This is a genomic window from Abyssicoccus albus (assembly GCF_003815035.1).
Taxonomy (GTDB): Bacteria; Bacillota; Bacilli; order Staphylococcales; family Abyssicoccaceae; genus Abyssicoccus; species Abyssicoccus albus.
This window is the reverse complement of sequence record NZ_RKRK01000002.1, coordinates 175,575-192,291: the sequence shown is the minus strand read 5'-3', so window position 1 is coordinate 192,291 and position 16,717 is coordinate 175,575. Positions and strand designations below refer to the sequence as shown.

The following is a 16,717-nucleotide window of genomic DNA, read 5'->3' as shown; positions in this document are numbered from 1 at the left end:
TGATTATTTAGATTGGTTATTTAATGATTTTAAAATATCTTCATAACCAGGCTTACCTAACAATGCGAACATATTTTTCTTGTATGCTTCAACACCTGGTTGGTCAAATGGATTAACACCAAGTAAATAACCACTCATTGCACACGCCAATTCAAAGAAGTAAACTAAATAACCGAATGACTTAGCGCTTAATTCTGGAACTACAACTTCAATATTCGGGACACCACCAGAAGTATGTGCTAGCATCGTACCGATCTTTGCTTGTTCATTCACTTCATGAACTGTCTTACCTGCTAAGTAGTTTAAACCATCTAAGTTATCATCATTCTCTTCAATCGTAATATCTGCCGATGGTGAATCAATTGTAACCGTCGTTTCAAATAAATCTCTTCGGCCTTCTTGAATATACTGTCCAAGAGAATGCAGATCTGAAGTGAAATTAGCACTTGCTGGGTAAATACCTTTAAGTTCTTTACCTTCTGACTCTCCGTATAATTGTTTCCACCATTCATTAAAATATGACAACCTTGGATTGTAGTTGACAAGTAATTCAATTGTGTATCCTTTATTATATAATACATTACGCATTGCAGCATACTCATATGCAATATTATCCAATAATTCACTACTCGATAATTCATCCATAGCAAGTTTTGCACCGCTCATCATTTCATTAATATCGATCCCTGCAACAGCAATTGGCAATAGACCCACAGCCGTTAGAACAGAATAACGGCCACCGACATTATCTGGTACGATAAAAGTTTCATAGTCCTTATTATTGGCAAGTTCTTTTAATGCACCTTTTTCTTTATCCGTTGTTGCAAAAATTAGCGATTTAGCGCGTTCAGCGCCAACCGATTTTTCTAATATATTTTTGAAGATTCTAAATGCAATGGCAGGTTCAGTCGTTGTGCCTGATTTAGAGATAACATTGATCGCAAATGTTTTATCTTGAAGGTATGATTTTAACTCGCTCATGTAATCACTGGATAAATGGTGTCCTACAAATATAATTTCTGTACTACTATTCTTAAAAGGTGAAGTTAACATTTCTATTGCAGCACGAGCACCGAGATAAGAACCACCGATACCAATGACTAACAGCACATCCACTTCTTCTTGAATTCGTTGACTTGCCTGTTGAATACGTGAGAATTCATCGCGATTATAATGGAGTGGTAAATCTAGCCATCCTAAAAAGTCACTCCCCGCGCCAGTCCCTTCGTGCAAATTGTGATGTGCATTTTTAACAAAGTCTTGCATTCTTTGTAACTCATTATCATTAATGAATTGTTCTGTCATCGTTTTATTTAGTTTAATATATGTCATCTTGCGGCCTCCTAAAATTACTTCTTCTTAAATTATATATGGATTTGTATATATATTCAAAAAATTAATCAAAAAAAAGACACATATTAATGTGTCTTTAAAAATATCAATAAAATTAATTACTTATGCCCAACCACGATATCTTACTGCTTCAGCTGTTCGCTTAATACCTGACATATAGGCTGCTAAACGCATATCGATATGACGATTTTCATGTAAATCATAAATATCACTAAATGATTTGGTTAATTTTTCACGAAGTTTCGTATTCACTTCTTCTTCTGTCCAATAATATCCTTGATTGTTTTGGACCCATTCGAAGTACGATACAGTCACTCCTCCTGCTGATGCTAATACATCTGGAACAAGTAATACTCCACGGTCATGTAGTATTTTAGTTGCCCTCGGTGTCGTTGGTCCATTCGCAGCTTCAACGACAATATTCGCCTTGATTTGTTCTGCATTATCTTCAGTAATTTGATTACTGATTGCTGCAGGAATTAAAATATCACAATCTAATTCGAATAATTCTTTGTTCGTAATCGTATCTTCAAATAAGTTCGTTACCATACCAAAACTATCACGGCGATCTAATAAATAATCGATATCTAGACCATTTGGATCTTGTAATGCTGCATTGGCATCAGATATACCAACAATTTTCGCACCCATATCAGACAAAATTTTAGCTAAAAAGCTTCCCGCATTACCAAATCCTTGGATTACAATTCGTGCATCTTCTATATTAATATTACGCTTCTTACATGCCTCTTCAATACAAATGACTACACCTAGTGCTGTTGCACGATCACGGCCTTGAGAACCACCAAGCACTAACGGTTTTCCAGTAATGAAACCTGGCGAGTTAAACTCATCAATTGCACTGTATTCATCCATCATCCATGCCATAATTTGTGAATTCGTAAATACATCTGGTGCAGGAATATCTTTAGTAGGTCCAACGAATTGTGAAATTGCTCGGACATAACCACGACTTAATCGTTCAACTTCACCCATACTCATTTCACGAGGGTCACACATGATTCCACCTTTACCTCCGCCGTATGGTAAATCTACAATTCCACATTTAAGCGTCATCCACATAGATAATGCCGTCACTTCTTCTTCGTCAACATCTGGGTGGAATCTTACTCCACCCTTTGTTGGTCCAACAGCATCATTATGTTGAGCACGATATCCAGTAAATACTTTAGTTGAGCCATCATCCATCTTCACAGGAATACGTACTTTCAAGATGCGCAAAGGTTCTTTCATTAATTCATACATACTTTCTTCGAAACCTAGTTTTTCTAATGCATCTTTCATAATATTTTGGGTTGATAACACTAAATTATTAATCTCAGCCATTTAAATTCGCCTCTTTTATATTATAGTCAAATCTATTTCGATACACTGATCAATTACTTGCTTAACACTTTATTAATACGCTCAAGCGCCCAGTCTAATTGTTTTTTTGTAATAATTAATGGCGGTGCAAAACGAATTACTGTATCATGTGTTTCTTTACATAACAGCCCTTCTTCTTTAAGCGCTTCACAATATGGTCTAGCACTTTCAGTTAATTCTACACCAATGAATAGGCCTTTACCACGAACTTCTTTAATGATAGGATTATCAATCTTCTTAAGTTCTGACATGAAATATTCTCCAAGCTCTAAAGACCTGTCGGCAAGCTTTTCATCAATTAAAACATCTAATGCTGCTTCACTAACTTTGCACGCCAATGGATTACCACCAAACGTTGAGCCGTGAGATCCAGGATTGAAGACTTCTAGAATTTCTTTGTCAGCAAGAACACATGAAATTGGGAATACTCCACCGCCTAATGCTTTACCTAAAATATACATGTCCGGTTTAACATCTTCCCAATCACATGCAAATAATTTACCACTACGACATAAACCTGCTTGAATTTCATCGGCGATAAATAATACGTTATTTTCATCACAAATTTGGCGTACTTCTTTTAAGAAACCATCTGTCGGAATTAAAATACCTGCTTCACCTTGGATAGGTTCTAATAATACAGCAGCAGTATTTGGAGTGATTGCTTCACGAATCGCATCCGCATCACCGAAATCAACAAGTTTAATACCATCTAATAACGGACCATAACCGCGACGATACTCAGGTTCACTTGATAACGATACTGCGGCTAAAGTACGGCCGTGGAAATTATTATTCATTGCGATAATTTCCGCTTTATTATCTTCAACACCTTTCACATCATATGCCCAGCGACGAGCTGCTTTAATTGCTGTCTCAACAGCTTCCGCACCAGTATTCATTGGAAGCGCCATTTCTTTATTTGCCAATTTACAAATCTTTTCATACCAAGGACCTAGTTCAGCTGAGTGAAATGCACGAGAAGTTAAAGTAACTTTATCTGCTTGAGCTTTAAGCGCATCAATAATTTTTGGATGTCTATGTCCTTGGTTTACTGCAGAATAAGCACTTAACATATCCATATATTCCTTACCTTCTGGATCTTTTACGTATACACCTTCTGCTTCTGAAATAACAATTGGTAACGGCTTATAGTTCGGTGCTCCATATTCATCCGTCACTTTAATAATTTGTTCTGATTTACTCATAATATTCACTCCTTATTTAATATCGTACATGCTAAGTAATCACTAGATAAAGAGATACTTATTAGTATCTCTTTAACATTTCACTAGATGTTCTGCCTTGCATATGAAGAATTAAATAATCAGGGCCTCCTGCTTTTGAGTCTGTACCACTCATTTTGAATCCACCAAATGGTTGGTATCCGACAATTGCTCCTGTACAGTTACGGTTAAAGTATAAGTTACCTACCATGAAATCTTCGCGCGCTTGTTCAATATGCTCACGGTTTTTAGTAATTACTGCACCTGTTAAACCATAATCTGTATCATTCGCGTATTCAATCGCTTGTGTAAAGTCTTTAGCTGTTGTAAATCCAACAACTGGTCCGAAAATTTCTTCTTGCATTAATCGATCATTATGCTTCAGTCCAGAAAATACGGTTGGATGAACGAAATGACCTTTATTTTCATCAGTCGTTCCACCAGCTTCAAGTTTCCCTTCTTTTTTACCGATTTCAATGTATTCTTTAATTTTATCGATAGAAGCCTGATCAATCACAGGTCCCATCATATTAGATTGATTTACTGGGTCTCCAACTGTTAATTTAGTTGTTTTCTCTTTAACTTTTTCTAATAATTCATCATGAATATCTTCTAATGCGATGACACGTGAACATGCTGAACACTTCTGTCCACTAAATCCAAACGCTGAATCTACAATCGCTTGTGCCGCTAACTCTAAATCTGCACTTGCATCGACAACGATTGTATCTTTACCACCCATTTCAGCGATCACACGTTTTAAGTTCACTTGACCTTCTTGAACAATCGCTGCTTTCTCATAAATTCGTACACCAACATCGCGTGAACCAGTGAATGATATAAAGCGTGTGTCTTTATGCTCAACGATGTAATCACCAATATCTCTTGATGAACCTGGTACGTAGTTAATCACACCTGCAGGCAATCCAGCCTCTTCCATCACTTCAACGAACTTATAAGATACTGCTGACGCTAAACTTGAAGGCTTCAACAATACAGTATTTCCTGTTACGACCGCAGCAGCTGTCGTTCCTGCCATAATCGCTAATGCGAAGTTCCAAGGAGATACAACAAACCCTACACCTAATGGGATATAATCAAATTGATTGTACTCACCAGGACGACTTTCAACAGGCTCTCCGTCTTTAATTTTAAGCATTTGGCGACCGTAGTACTCTAAGAAGTCAATCGCTTCAGCAGTATCAGCATCTGCTTCTTTCCAAGGTTTCCCTGCTTCTTTAATTAATAATGCAGTGAATTCAAACTTGCGATCACGAATGATTGCAGCAGCTTTGAATAAAACATCTGCTCTTACTTCAGGAGCAACTTTTCTCCACGTTTCAAAACGTTCTTTTGCAGCTTCCATTGCTTGATTAGCATGCTCTTGTGTTGCTTGAGATATTTTACCAACAACCTCTTCAGTGTTTGCTGGGTTATATGTATCTTTCTTTTTATCTGTCATAATACGTTCACCATTAATAATTAATGGGTATTCTTCACCTAAGTATTCGCTTACAATATTAAAGCCTTCTTGCATCAACTTTTGATTCTCTTCTAATGAGAAATCTGTAAATGGTTCGTGTTTGTAAGGTATCATTGCATTGCCTCCTAAAGTTATATAAATTTAATTTTAATGTATACACTATATATAATGACAATATTCCAGCATAATTTCAACCATTTTGCCATACTTTTTGAAAGCGTTTAAATGACTGTCATTATCAAATCTATGACTCTATACTTATAGGTCCACTATAAATTTGTTAGATAATAAAGTAAATTCAAATTTTTAAATAAAAAAAATATATAGATAAACACTTTAGTTTTATCTATATACTTATAATTGTTTACCTCGTGCAATCCACTCTGGCATGTGTTGCTTTAATGATTCAAACCCTAATGTCTCAGTCGATATAACTTCATCAATGACAGATGAATAAGTTGTTTTCTTTTTATTAAAATGTTCATTATCTTTTAATGTTAAATTTAACTTACCACTTGGTTCTATACTCTTCACTTTGGCAACCACGATTTGTCCCTTGGATAAATGATCACCGATTGAATGTACAAAGTCATCCATCACTTCTGATATATGAATCAGACCATCTGTTTTATCTGGAGTTTGAACAAAAGCACCGTACGGCTTTATCGCAGTAATTTTCACCTTTACGCGATCTCCTTCGTTATATCTGCTCATTATTACCCCTACTTTTAAATTGAATTCGCTCATTATACAATTTGTATTTTATCATATTTTTATTGAGTTCTCTACAAATGTGAAATTGATTATATTTTAAAATAAAAAAGCATCACTTACGTGATGCTTATAAGGGAAGTTAAATCCTTACTCATTATCTTTATATAGTGATTTAAGTTGAAGTGCTTTATGAGTTATGTGTTCGATTTCATCGAGCTCAATCACTTCATCAAAGGCATTGATATATTCTTGCTGTATTGATTTACTGATATCCGTAGAAAGCTCATAATGATGAACACATTCCATGCACATATAAACTTCTGGATCTTGTAACGCATCATCATCAGGAAGTTCGAGAGGGTTCCACGTTCTAAATAAACGATATAATTCAATATTGAGTTCACTATTCATTACGTCGTTCCTCTTCGATTCTTTTCATTACTTCTTCTTCAAACTGCTTCATCGATTGCTCTTCTTTACGTGCTTTAATGACAAATATACGATAGCAAATAAAAGCTAATATAAAGAAAAACGTTAACGACAACATCGCAGGGATATATTCCGTTTTATCCTCTGGAAAGTATAAAAACTCCATCATATTAATCACCTTCTATTCACATACAGTGTAACAAATATCACATATAAATGTGTTGTTAATTGTGACAAATTAATGGAATACAATTAATCAATTGAAATAGATTCAATCACTACATCTTCTACAGGTTTATCTTGTGCCTTTGTCTCTACATTTGCGATTTTCTCAACAATATCCATGCCATTAATGACATGTCCAAATACTGAATGACGACGATCCAACCATGGCGTACCACCTTGCTCAGTATATGCTTTGACAATTTCTGCTGGGAATCCAGCACCTTCTAGTTGCGATAACATCTGACTCGGTACCATCTTCGCTTGTACAATGAAAAATTGTGAACCATTTGTGTTTGGACCAGCATTCGCCATACTTAGTGCACCATATAAATTATACAGTTTATCATCAAACTCATCTTCAAAAGCACCTCCAAAGCTACTTTCACCACCCATTCCAGTACCTGTTGGGTCGCCGCCTTGAATCATGAAGTCTTTAATCACACGGTGAAAAATAATACCATCATAATAATGGTCTTTTGCCAAAGTAATAAAGTTCTCAACAGTCTTAGGCACCAATGATTCAAACAATTTAATGTCGATATCCCCATAGTTCGTATGCAAAGTCGCTTTACGTTCACCGTCTAAAATTTCAGTTGTTAGTTGTGGATATTGTGTCATATTTATCTCCTTCTTAAACATAATCATTTTCTATTTCATTATATCAAAAAATAATAATTTTTCATTACGAAATCATCTAAAAGAAAGATGATTTTAATTAGAACAAAAGTGGTTTCATTTAAATATGAAGAAAGTATATTATATTGCGCTTGATTTTAGAATATACTGATTTTGTAGTATAATATTTAGTTGAGATTACAAACATTATCGAAAAGGAGTACGGTCTTAATGACATTTTTGCACATTGCAATTTTCATCCCTATCATTTGGGCAATTATTGTAAAGTCATTGGAACGATTCATTCATAGATTACATATTGGATGGTATGTATTACCTGTTCCAGTCTTTTTATTTATTTATTTCCTAACTTATATCCCTATTATTAAAGGAGGAGATGTCCATTATAGTGCCATGCATTTAATGCATCATTTCATGATGGATTTTAACCTTTATATTGATGGATTAAGCTTACTATTCGCTCTGTTAATTACCGGAATTGGTTCACTCGTTGTACTATATTCCATCGGTTATTTGTCACAAAAAGAGCAACTGAGTCATTTCTATATATACTTATTAATGTTTATGACAGCGATGCTTGGTGTTGTATTAAGTGATAACTTATTAATGCTCTACCTCTTTTGGGAGCTCACATCGATTTCAAGTTTCTTGTTGATATCATTTTGGAATAATCGTGCTCGTTCACTATATGGTGCTCACAAATCAATGATTATCACAGTATTTGGTGGTGTTATGATGCTTGGTGGATTCATCATCATCGGAAACATCGCTGGTACATTTAACATTCACGAAATTATTCCTCAGTTTGAATTGATTCAAAGTACGCCGTCAATTTGGATTGCAATCATTCTTATATTACTTGGCGCGTTTACAAAGTCTGCTCAATTCCCATTCTATATATGGTTACCTGATGCAATGGAAGCACCAACACCTGTTAGTGCTTATCTCCATTCAGCAACAATGGTTAAAGCAGGCATATATCTTGTCGCACGTTTAACACCAATCTTTAGTTTTCATGATTTATGGATATATAGCGTATCATTCGTTGGTCTCATTACACTTGTTTGGGCAAGCTTTAACGCAGTTAAGCAAGATGATTTAAAAGGTGTCCTTGCATTTAGTACGGTGTCTCAACTCGGTATGATTATGAGTATCTTAGGACTTGCTGCATTTGGTTATAATCACGGATACAACGATGCGGTATTCCAAGTCGCAACGGTTGGGGCAATATTTCATTTAATTAATCATGCAACATTCAAAGGAAGTTTGTTCATGATCGTTGGTATTGTCGACCACGAAACTCATACGAGAAGCCTGAAAAAGCTCGGTGGCCTCATGACGCTTATGCCAATAACCACTGGTATTGCAACAGTTACCGCATTAAGTATGGCTGGTGTTCCACCATTTAACGGTTTCTTATCAAAGGAAATGTTCATCAAAGTGATGTATATGGCAATGGATGCACCGAATAATGGTTTCAACAATTTCGGCATCATATTCCCAATTCTAGCAATTATCGGTAGCATCTTTACATTTATCTATTCTATTATGTTTGTCATCAAAACATTCGGAGGCAAATTGAATAAAGATGATATTCCACAAGTACCACATGAAGCACCATGGCTAATGTTAGCTTCACCATTAATTTTAGCGGTACTTGTAGTGTTCTTTGGATTATTCCCTAACGTACTATCTGAAACAATCATCGAACCTGCACGAAATGCAATGTTACACCAATCAATTGAAGAACACGTTCATATTTCAATGTTCCACGGTGTTAACAAAGCATTAATATCTACAATTGTTATTTTTATCATCGGTAGTATATTGTTCTACTTCTTGAAATCATGGATTCATTTATATGATAAACATCCTGAGAAGTTGACGTTAAACTATTATTATGATCGCCTGCTAGATTTCAGCAGTTTAATCGCGCGCAAAATAACACAAAGCTATATGACAGGATTTACAAGAACGTATTTAGTTTATTTGTTCAGCTTTTTGAGTGGGCTAACTTTATTTGCACTTGTCATGAAAGATATTCAATACTCATTACCAAAACTTGGGCAAATTACGATTGTGGAAATTACGATCACACTAATAATTGTCATTTCAACAACCATGATCATCATTGCGAAATCTAGACTATTTAGTATCATTATGCTCAGTTGTGTCGGCTATTCAATGGCTCTATTCTTTGTATTCTTCAGAGCGCCTGACTTAGCATTGACTCAACTTGCAATTGAAACAATTACGACAGCACTATTTCTAATTTGTTTCTATCACTTACCAAAGTTAAGTCGTCACGAAGAACAACGACGATTCAAAATTGGTAATTTTATCGTTGCAATTTCTGTTGGTTTATCAGTGATTGCAATTGGCTTATTGTCATTAGGTAATAAAACATTTGATTCAATCTCACAATATTATATCGATAATGTATATAAACTCGGTGCTGGTGAAAATATGGTTAACGTCATTCTTGTCGATTTCAGAGGGTTCGATACATTATTTGAAACGGTTGTGTTAGCCATTACAGGAATTGGCATCTATATATTAGTTAAATTAAGATTATCGAAAGGAGGCAGAAGAAATGAGAAAACAAGATAATGACGTGATTTTACGTAGTATGACACTCGTGATATTCTTTATCATTTTGACCTTTTCTTTTGCCCTTTTCTTCGGTGGTCACTACACACCAGGTGGAGGATTTGTCGGAGGATTAATGACGGCAGCTGCACTTATCTTAATTATCATTGCGTACGATATGAAAACATTAAAAGAAGCTGTGTCAATCGATTTCAAGAAACTATTAAATGTTGGATTAATATTTGCAATTGGGATGCCTTTTGTTTCTATGTTATTCGGTAAAAACTTTTTCCAACATTTCCATACGTATATTGACATACCCGTTTTCGGCAAAACAAGCTTACACACTGCAGTTTTATTTGACTTAGGAGTTTACCTTATCGTCGTATCTGTTACATTGATTATTATATTAACGATTGGAGAGAATGAATAATGGAGATTTTAACAATTTTTCTCAGTGGATTTTTAGTCGCTGCGGCCGTTTATTTAATGCTCTCTAAAAGTTTAATACGTATCATTATCGGTACAGGATTACTCAGTCATGGTGTTCACTTAATGTTACTGACAATGGGTGGATTAAAGCATGGTCGTGTTCCAGTACTTACTGAAGGGGTTAAAGATTATTCAGATCCATTACCTCAAGCATTGATCTTAACAGCGATTGTAATCAGTTTTGCTGTGACGGCATATTTCTTAGTCATAGCGTTTAGAAGTTACAAGGAGCTCGGAACAGATAATTTAGAAGCGATGAAAGGGGTGCATTTCGATGACTAATATTGCAGTATTTCCGATTATCATCCCATTGATCATTGCCATCATCCTACTTATTGTTCCGAATAAACCGATGATTAAGCGTATGATCTCTAGTGTGTCATCGCTCTTCTTAATTGCCATAACGATTTGGCTTTGTTATACCGTTTTTCATGACGGGACTCAAACAATGGCAAGTAGTGGATGGGTTGGCCCATTCGGGATTGTAGTCGTGGCTGATATGTTAAGTGCATTGCTCGTTTTAACAAGTAGTATTATTACGTTCTTTACAATCGTTTACAGCTTTCAATCGATTGGTAAAGCGCGAGAAGAACATTACTATTATGCAAGTATTTTCTTTATGATTTGTGGTGTTCATGGTGCATTTTTAACGGGTGATATATTCAATATGTTCGTCTTTTTCGAAGTATTTTTATTGTCATCATATGTTCTATTAACACTTGGTGGGACAAAAGTTCAACTTCAAGAGAGTATTAAATATATTTTAATTAATATCATTAGCTCAGGATTTTTCGTCATGGGCATGGGTATGCTTTATTCAGTCGTCGGGTCATTGAATATGGCTGATATCCATATGAAGCTGTCAACGCTGGATGAACCACTTCCAATTATTAGTATCATTAGTGTTATGTTTTTGTTTGTATTCGCAACAAAAGCGGGACTATTTCCATTGTACTTCTGGTTACCAGGAACATATTACGCACCACCAATACCAATTATTGCACTATTTGGTGCTTTGTTAACTAAAGTTGGTGTGTATGCGATTATGAGAACATATAGCTTAATATTTTTCCAAGATCCTACATTTACGCATAACATATTATTATTCTTTGCATTAGTGACAATTATATTCGGCTCAATTGGTGCCATTAGTTACAAAGATATGAAGAAAATTATCATTTATAATATTATGATTGCAATTGGTGTTATTTTAGTCGGTGTAAGTATGATGAATGTATCTGGTATTATGGGTGCTATTTATTATTTAATTCATGATATGTTCATTAAAGCAGCGCTATTCTTACTCGTCGGTATTATCATATCCATTACTGGATATGTAAACATTAACCGCTTCGGTGGTTTAATCAAATATTTCCCAGTGCTGGGATGGATTTTCTTTATTGCAGCACTATCTTTGATTGGAATACCTCCTTTGAGTGGATTCTATGGTAAATTTTTAATCGCACAATCAACGTTCCAGAATGGTCATTATATCGCTGGCGTTATAGTTTTGTTATCCAGTTTGTTTGTATTATCTTCAATTATTCGAGTGTTTATGAAAACGTTTTGGGGCAAAGAAGTCAATCCATTGCCTGCAGGAGGCGCCAATCATATTGACAAACTTAAATTTAGCGCATATAGCTTAGTCATCATTTCTGTACTATTTGGATTATTCGCTAATTCACTGTATCCAGTCATTGAAAAAGCACAGGATTCTTTCACAAACCCAACATCATATACTGAATATTTAGGAGGTGACTCACATGGCAATACAGATTCTCATTAACGTCTTACTGGCATTGCTATGGATGTTTATTAACAACTCATTCCAAGTCTCCTCGTTTTTATTCGGGTATATACTAGGACTATTTACCGTATACATCATGCGTAAATTTTTACCTGAAGAGTTTTATTTAAAACGCGTCATTAAAATATTAAAGCTTGTTTATGTATTTGCTGTCGAACTATTTAAAGCAAATCTGTCGGTATTAAAGATTGTAATGAAGCCACAGATTGATATAGAGCCGGCATTCTTTGCTTATCCGACAGAGCTTGAAAAAGATTGGCAAATTACTTTATTATCATCATTGATTACATTAACACCCGGGACTGTCGTTGTCGCTGTCAGCCATGATCAACGTACACTTTATGTACATGCAATTGATACAAAAGATGTTGACGAATCGATACATGGAATTAAACGTTCTTTCGAAAAAATGATCAAAGAGGTGAGTGAAAGATGACAATGTTTATAAAAATTATTCTATTAACGTCTCTGATCATCGTCTGCATCTCAATGATTGGTATCATTTATCGCTTAATTGTTGGTCCGACAGTGCATGACAGAGTTGTTGGTCTTGATGCATTAGGCATTACATTGATGGCAATCATCGCACTAATATCTATGGTGTTAGATACGAAATACTTTTTAGTCGTCATTTTATTAATCGGTATCTTAGCATTTATCGGAACGATATCCTTTGCGAAGTTTCTAGAGAAAGGTGTGATCATAGAACATGAACGATCTAATTCAGAACATCGCGATTAGTTTTATCATGGTCTTAATATTAATTGGTGCTTTACTAAGTCTCGTATCAACGATAGGTCTATTAAGACTGCCAGATGTTTATACTCGTACCCATGCAGCATCTAAAGCATCTACTCTAGGTGTAATGATGATGATGTTTGGTACTTTTCTCTACTTTTGGATTGTCAAAGGGCATTTTAACGCTGAGCTATTCTTAGCGGTACTATTCATATTTATTACAGCTCCTGTTGGTGCTCATTTAATTACGAGAAGTGCTTATTATTACGGCGTTGAACCGAGTAAAAGTACGTCTCATGATGACCTTAAAGAGACTAACGTCGATCAATCATAATTTAACACAGAGCGACTCAAATGAGTTGCTCTGTTTTTATTTGTCAAATGTTGATAATTAATGTTTAATAAAATATAAAGGATTAGCGCTTACAAAGGAAGGTACTTTATGGATGATAAATTAACTTTATGGTTAACGCATATGAAGAGCAGTTTCATTGATGAATCATATTACATTGACCAAACCGACGAGGAAATTAACAACTGTTTTACTGGTGCCCTTGACTTTGGAACAGCCGGTATACGAGGCGAGATTGGAATTGGTCCAAATCGATTGAACGAATTTACAGTACGCAGAATTGCTCATAGTGTTGCACGTTATCTCAACGATTCAAACTTACATAAAACAGCTGTCATCATGTATGACACACGACTATTCTCTGAAGAATTCTCAAACACCATCGCGACTGTGCTATCAAGTTATCAAATTCATACATTTATTTTCGATGCATATCACACGACACCAGAGTTATCATATGCTGTTAGATATTTAAATGCATCAATAGGATTTATGATCACTGCAAGTCATAATCCTAAAGAATATAATGGGATCAAGGTGTACAATCGTACAGGTGGACAAATATTAGACGAACAAGCGCACTCTATTAAATCCATATACGATCAGTTAAATGAAGATGAATTATTCAATCAATCCATAGAAGCAAATGAATCATTTATAGACATTTTAACAGATGAAGTCTCATCTTCTTATGATCATGAAGTCGTTAGTCAATACCATTCAATGGCCGATTTCAACGTTAAAACTGTATTTACAAGTTTACACGGGACTGCTTTACCGAGAGTGAAATCTATTTTATCAACACTCAATTATGATCATCTATTTGTGCTTGAAGACCAATCTAGTGCAGATGGAACATTTCCTAATGCGACGAGTTTAAATCCTGAAGATCCTAATGCTTTTAAAGATGCGATAAAATATGCTCAACAACTCAATGCTCACCTTGTCATTGCAACAGACCCTGACAGTGACAGGTTAGGAGTCGTTGTTTATCATAACGGAACATATAGACATTTAACTGGCAATCAATTAGGAGTCATTCTTCTAAAGCATATCATTGACAATACATCACATTTAGAACAAAGAACCGTCATCAAGTCAATTGTGACAAGTGATCTCGCGAAAGTAATATGTAAAGCACATGATGTTGAAATCAAAGATGTTCTTACTGGATTTAAGTATATTGGTGAGTGCATTGAAGAAATATCAAAAGATGAACAACAAAACTTTATTTTTGGATATGAAGAAAGTCATGGCTATCTAACATCTTCTCTTGTAAGGGATAAAGACGCAATACAAGTGATTCCTATGTTGATTGAATTAGCAGATACATTAAATCAAGAAGATAAAACATTAATTGATTATTTAGAAAACATTAATAATCATTATTGTCATTCGAGTGAAAAATTATATTCATTAACACTTCAACGTTTTGAAGGTGCGGAGAAAATCCAAAAGTTAATGAACTATTACCGACATCAACCAATTGAACAAATTGCTGGACTAGAAATTATATCCAAGGAAGACTTCATGTTGCAACAACAATTTGACCCAAATGGTCATGAACTTGGGACGTTAAAATTACCTCCAGCCAATGTCATTAAGTTTCACTTAAGAAATGGTTGGATCGTTATTCGCCCTTCAGGAACCGAACCGAAGGTTAAATTGTATATTTCAATACTTGAGCAATGTGACGATAGATTATTATCCAGTATTTACGAAGAAATTTTTGGAATTATTGAATAGAAGAATCCATCAACAACTTCATTGATTTTGTTGATCTAATAACATAAAAAGCCACCAACACTTTGTAATGTTGGTGGCTTCAATTACCTATTCCAAAATAAAATCCAACACCGGTTCGATTAAAAATCCAGTTGGCCCTTTCGGTCCTAAATGGCTGTCTTTATCAAACACTGCTGGTCCAGCAATATCAAAATGCATCCAAGGGTAAGATTCAGTGAAGTGTTCTATAAATGCTGCTGCAAATAATGCTTTTCCTGGGGTGTTCGTATTATTGACCACATCAGCAACATCACTATCTCGAACTTTTTTACGATCTTCATCTGTAATTGGCATTTGCCAAGCCGTCTGATGATAAAGATGCGCTTGTTCTATAATTGATTGAACCGACTTATTCATTGAATTCGTCATAACTGCTGCTTTATCATTGCCAAGTGCCATGACACTTGCTCCGGTAAGCGTTGCAAAGTCCAGTATACATTTCGGTCGATATTGACTCGCATAAAATACACTATCTGCTAAAACAAGTCGTCCTTCGGCATCTGTATTCGTAACTTCAACGCTGTCCCCTTGCATCGAAATAAAAACGTCATCTGGTTTCATGGCATGTGCGTTAACCATATTTTCACTGGCTGCAACAACAGCAATGATACGCTTGTTCGGTTTCAATTGCTTAATCGCCTTCATCATACCTAATACGTTCGCTGCACCACACATATCATATTTCATCGTTGGCATCCCTGTTTTTGATTTAATCGAGTATCCACCTGAATCATATGTAATTCCTTTACCAACAAGTACAATTGGTGCTTCGTCTTCCCCTGTCGGATTATAGTCAATACTAATTAAAGCTGGTTCATAAATTGATCCTTGTCCAACAGCTAAAATTAATCCTGCACCTAAATCCTCTAATGATTGCCCTTGGTAAATGTTGACCGTTGTATCATCATCAGCCATATGATTTGCATCTTGGACAAGATAATCAGGGGTTAAAATATTCGGTGGTATATTCGCTAAGTTTCTTGCATGTTCTATCCCTTTACCGTAACTTAAACCTACTGAGAACTCACTTTGCTCATCATTCGATAATGGTTGTTGAAAGGAAACATTTAACTGGAATAATGGTTTCTCTTTATAACCATAGTGATCAAAATGATAGCTATGTCTCAACAATGATATCGCAAGATGCTTATGAAATTGTGGTAATGATTTTATATGATCATCGATATAAAATTCAATTTCTGTAATATTATTTTTTTGAAGAAAGGCAACAAGATATTGAATGGCTCGTTGCAAAACAGATACTTTAAAGTTTTTTACATGTCCAATAGCCACCGCAATAACACGTTCTACATGGTCATCCTTCGATACTGATACTTGGCTCACTTCACCTTCGCTTAAAGCAATGACCTTAGACTTAACATATTGGTCATATTTTGAATCGAACAGTTGATCAATTGACTCTGTACTTTTTAACTGATTGATATTGTGTGGAAGAAACACAACACTTACCGCACTTTCTTGTGATTTCAATATATGCATAC

The 16,717-nt window shown here is 35.2% G+C and carries 17 protein-coding genes; 8 read left to right on the top strand and 9 right to left on the bottom strand.

The features are described 5' to 3' along the window. Nucleotides 1-3: 3 nt before the first annotated feature. The 8 genes from EDD62_RS01005 to EDD62_RS00970 form a co-directional block, all read right to left on the bottom strand. Complete coding sequence (locus EDD62_RS01005) at nt 4-1,332, bottom strand: glucose-6-phosphate isomerase (protein ID WP_077140679.1); 1,329 nt, start codon at nt 1,330-1,332, stop codon at nt 4-6. A gap of 123 nt (nt 1,333-1,455) precedes the next feature. Further along, on the bottom strand, nt 1,456-2,700 hold the full coding sequence (locus EDD62_RS01000; protein WP_077140680.1) for a Glu/Leu/Phe/Val family dehydrogenase: 1,245 nt from the start codon (nt 2,698-2,700) through the stop codon (nt 1,456-1,458). A gap of 53 nt (nt 2,701-2,753) precedes the next feature. After that, a complete protein-coding gene (locus EDD62_RS00995; RefSeq protein WP_077140681.1) occupies nt 2,754-3,947 on the bottom strand; it encodes an ornithine--oxo-acid transaminase in 1,194 nt (397 codons plus the stop codon). A 61-nt stretch (nt 3,948-4,008) separates the two neighbouring features. Next, on the bottom strand, nt 4,009-5,562 hold the full coding sequence (gene pruA / locus EDD62_RS00990) for an L-glutamate gamma-semialdehyde dehydrogenase (RefSeq protein ID WP_123807194.1): 1,554 nt from the start codon (nt 5,560-5,562) through the stop codon (nt 4,009-4,011). A 240-nt stretch (nt 5,563-5,802) separates the two neighbouring features. Beyond that, nucleotides 5,803-6,162: a S1 RNA-binding domain-containing protein gene (locus tag EDD62_RS00985; RefSeq protein WP_192843525.1), complete on the bottom strand. Its 360-nt coding sequence runs from the start codon at nt 6,160-6,162 to the stop codon at nt 5,803-5,805. A gap of 147 nt (nt 6,163-6,309) precedes the next feature. Beyond that, nucleotides 6,310-6,573, bottom strand: a complete 264-nt coding sequence (locus EDD62_RS00980; protein ID WP_123807193.1) for a DUF1871 family protein — start codon at nt 6,571-6,573, stop codon at nt 6,310-6,312. Next, nucleotides 6,566-6,760, bottom strand: coding sequence for a hypothetical protein (locus EDD62_RS00975; protein ID WP_123807192.1), 195 nt, complete (start codon nt 6,758-6,760; stop codon nt 6,566-6,568). The genes EDD62_RS00980 and EDD62_RS00975 overlap by 8 nt, the downstream gene beginning before the upstream one ends. A gap of 83 nt (nt 6,761-6,843) precedes the next feature. After that, on the bottom strand, nt 6,844-7,434 hold the full coding sequence (locus EDD62_RS00970) for a peptidylprolyl isomerase (RefSeq protein ID WP_123807191.1): 591 nt from the start codon (nt 7,432-7,434) through the stop codon (nt 6,844-6,846). Between the two features lie 228 nt (nt 7,435-7,662). On the opposite strand from EDD62_RS00970, the gene EDD62_RS00965 reads away from it, so the two are divergent. The 8 genes from EDD62_RS00965 to EDD62_RS00930 all read left to right on the top strand — a co-directional run bounded on the left by EDD62_RS00965 (nt 7,663) and on the right by EDD62_RS00930 (nt 15,176). Next, the gene (locus EDD62_RS00965; protein WP_123807190.1) at nt 7,663-10,062 is read left to right on the top strand and encodes a Na+/H+ antiporter subunit A; all 2,400 of its coding nucleotides are present in this window, start codon (nt 7,663-7,665) and stop codon (nt 10,060-10,062) included. Beyond that, entirely contained in the window at nt 10,046-10,474 is a 429-nt protein-coding gene (locus EDD62_RS00960; protein WP_077140687.1) for a Na(+)/H(+) antiporter subunit B, read from the top strand. Before EDD62_RS00965 ends, EDD62_RS00960 begins: the two co-directional genes overlap by 17 nt. Next, nucleotides 10,474-10,815 carry a Na(+)/H(+) antiporter subunit C gene (locus EDD62_RS00955; protein WP_077140688.1) on the top strand — a complete coding sequence of 114 codons (342 nt, stop codon included), beginning with the start codon at nt 10,474-10,476 and terminating at the stop codon, nt 10,813-10,815. The genes EDD62_RS00960 and EDD62_RS00955 overlap by 1 nt, the downstream gene beginning before the upstream one ends. After that, complete coding sequence (locus EDD62_RS00950; protein WP_123807189.1) at nt 10,808-12,319, top strand: Na+/H+ antiporter subunit D; 1,512 nt, start codon at nt 10,808-10,810, stop codon at nt 12,317-12,319. Before EDD62_RS00955 ends, EDD62_RS00950 begins: the two co-directional genes overlap by 8 nt. Then, a complete protein-coding gene (locus tag EDD62_RS00945; protein ID WP_123807188.1) occupies nt 12,297-12,776 on the top strand; it encodes a Na+/H+ antiporter subunit E in 480 nt (159 codons plus the stop codon). The genes EDD62_RS00950 and EDD62_RS00945 overlap by 23 nt, the downstream gene beginning before the upstream one ends. Nucleotides 12,777-12,778: 2 nt before the next feature. Continuing rightward, on the top strand, nt 12,779-13,081 hold the full coding sequence (locus tag EDD62_RS00940; protein ID WP_077141166.1) for a Na(+)/H(+) antiporter subunit F1: 303 nt from the start codon (nt 12,779-12,781) through the stop codon (nt 13,079-13,081). Then, nucleotides 13,050-13,412, top strand: coding sequence for a monovalent cation/H(+) antiporter subunit G (gene mnhG, locus EDD62_RS00935; RefSeq protein ID WP_123807187.1), 363 nt, complete (start codon nt 13,050-13,052; stop codon nt 13,410-13,412). Before EDD62_RS00940 ends, mnhG begins: the two co-directional genes overlap by 32 nt. A gap of 108 nt (nt 13,413-13,520) precedes the next feature. Next, nucleotides 13,521-15,176, top strand: coding sequence for a phospho-sugar mutase (locus tag EDD62_RS00930; protein ID WP_123807186.1), 1,656 nt, complete (start codon nt 13,521-13,523; stop codon nt 15,174-15,176). Between the two features lie 87 nt (nt 15,177-15,263). On the opposite strand, the gene EDD62_RS00925 is transcribed toward EDD62_RS00930, so the two are convergent. Next, on the bottom strand, nt 15,264-16,715 hold the full coding sequence (locus EDD62_RS00925; protein WP_123807185.1) for a M17 family metallopeptidase: 1,452 nt from the start codon (nt 16,713-16,715) through the stop codon (nt 15,264-15,266). Nucleotides 16,716-16,717: the final 2 nt, after the last annotated feature.

Coding starts and splice junctions, on each gene's coding strand:
- EDD62_RS00925 (WP_123807185.1), bottom strand. CDS start 16,715: ATGCATATATTGAAATCACAAGAAAGTGCGGTAAGTGTTGTGTTTCTT.
- pruA (WP_123807194.1), bottom strand. CDS start 5,562: ATGATACCTTACAAACACGAACCATTTACAGATTTCTCATTAGAAGAG.
- mnhG (WP_123807187.1), top strand. CDS start 13,050: ATGAACGATCTAATTCAGAACATCGCGATTAGTTTTATCATGGTCTTA.
- EDD62_RS00960 (WP_077140687.1), top strand. CDS start 10,046: ATGAGAAAACAAGATAATGACGTGATTTTACGTAGTATGACACTCGTG.
- EDD62_RS00995 (WP_077140681.1), bottom strand. CDS start 3,947: ATGAGTAAATCAGAACAAATTATTAAAGTGACGGATGAATATGGAGCA.
- EDD62_RS00930 (WP_123807186.1), top strand. CDS start 13,521: ATGGATGATAAATTAACTTTATGGTTAACGCATATGAAGAGCAGTTTC.
- EDD62_RS00945 (WP_123807188.1), top strand. CDS start 12,297: ATGGCAATACAGATTCTCATTAACGTCTTACTGGCATTGCTATGGATG.
- EDD62_RS00965 (WP_123807190.1), top strand. CDS start 7,663: ATGACATTTTTGCACATTGCAATTTTCATCCCTATCATTTGGGCAATT.
- EDD62_RS00980 (WP_123807193.1), bottom strand. CDS start 6,573: ATGAATAGTGAACTCAATATTGAATTATATCGTTTATTTAGAACGTGG.
- EDD62_RS00975 (WP_123807192.1), bottom strand. CDS start 6,760: ATGATGGAGTTTTTATACTTTCCAGAGGATAAAACGGAATATATCCCT.
- EDD62_RS01005 (WP_077140679.1), bottom strand. CDS start 1,332: ATGACATATATTAAACTAAATAAAACGATGACAGAACAATTCATTAAT.
- EDD62_RS00985 (WP_192843525.1), bottom strand. CDS start 6,162: ATGAGCAGATATAACGAAGGAGATCGCGTAAAGGTGAAAATTACTGCG.
- EDD62_RS00950 (WP_123807189.1), top strand. CDS start 10,808: ATGACTAATATTGCAGTATTTCCGATTATCATCCCATTGATCATTGCC.
- EDD62_RS00970 (WP_123807191.1), bottom strand. CDS start 7,434: ATGACACAATATCCACAACTAACAACTGAAATTTTAGACGGTGAACGT.
- EDD62_RS00955 (WP_077140688.1), top strand. CDS start 10,474: ATGGAGATTTTAACAATTTTTCTCAGTGGATTTTTAGTCGCTGCGGCC.
- EDD62_RS01000 (WP_077140680.1), bottom strand. CDS start 2,700: ATGGCTGAGATTAATAATTTAGTGTTATCAACCCAAAATATTATGAAA.
- EDD62_RS00940 (WP_077141166.1), top strand. CDS start 12,779: ATGTTTATAAAAATTATTCTATTAACGTCTCTGATCATCGTCTGCATC.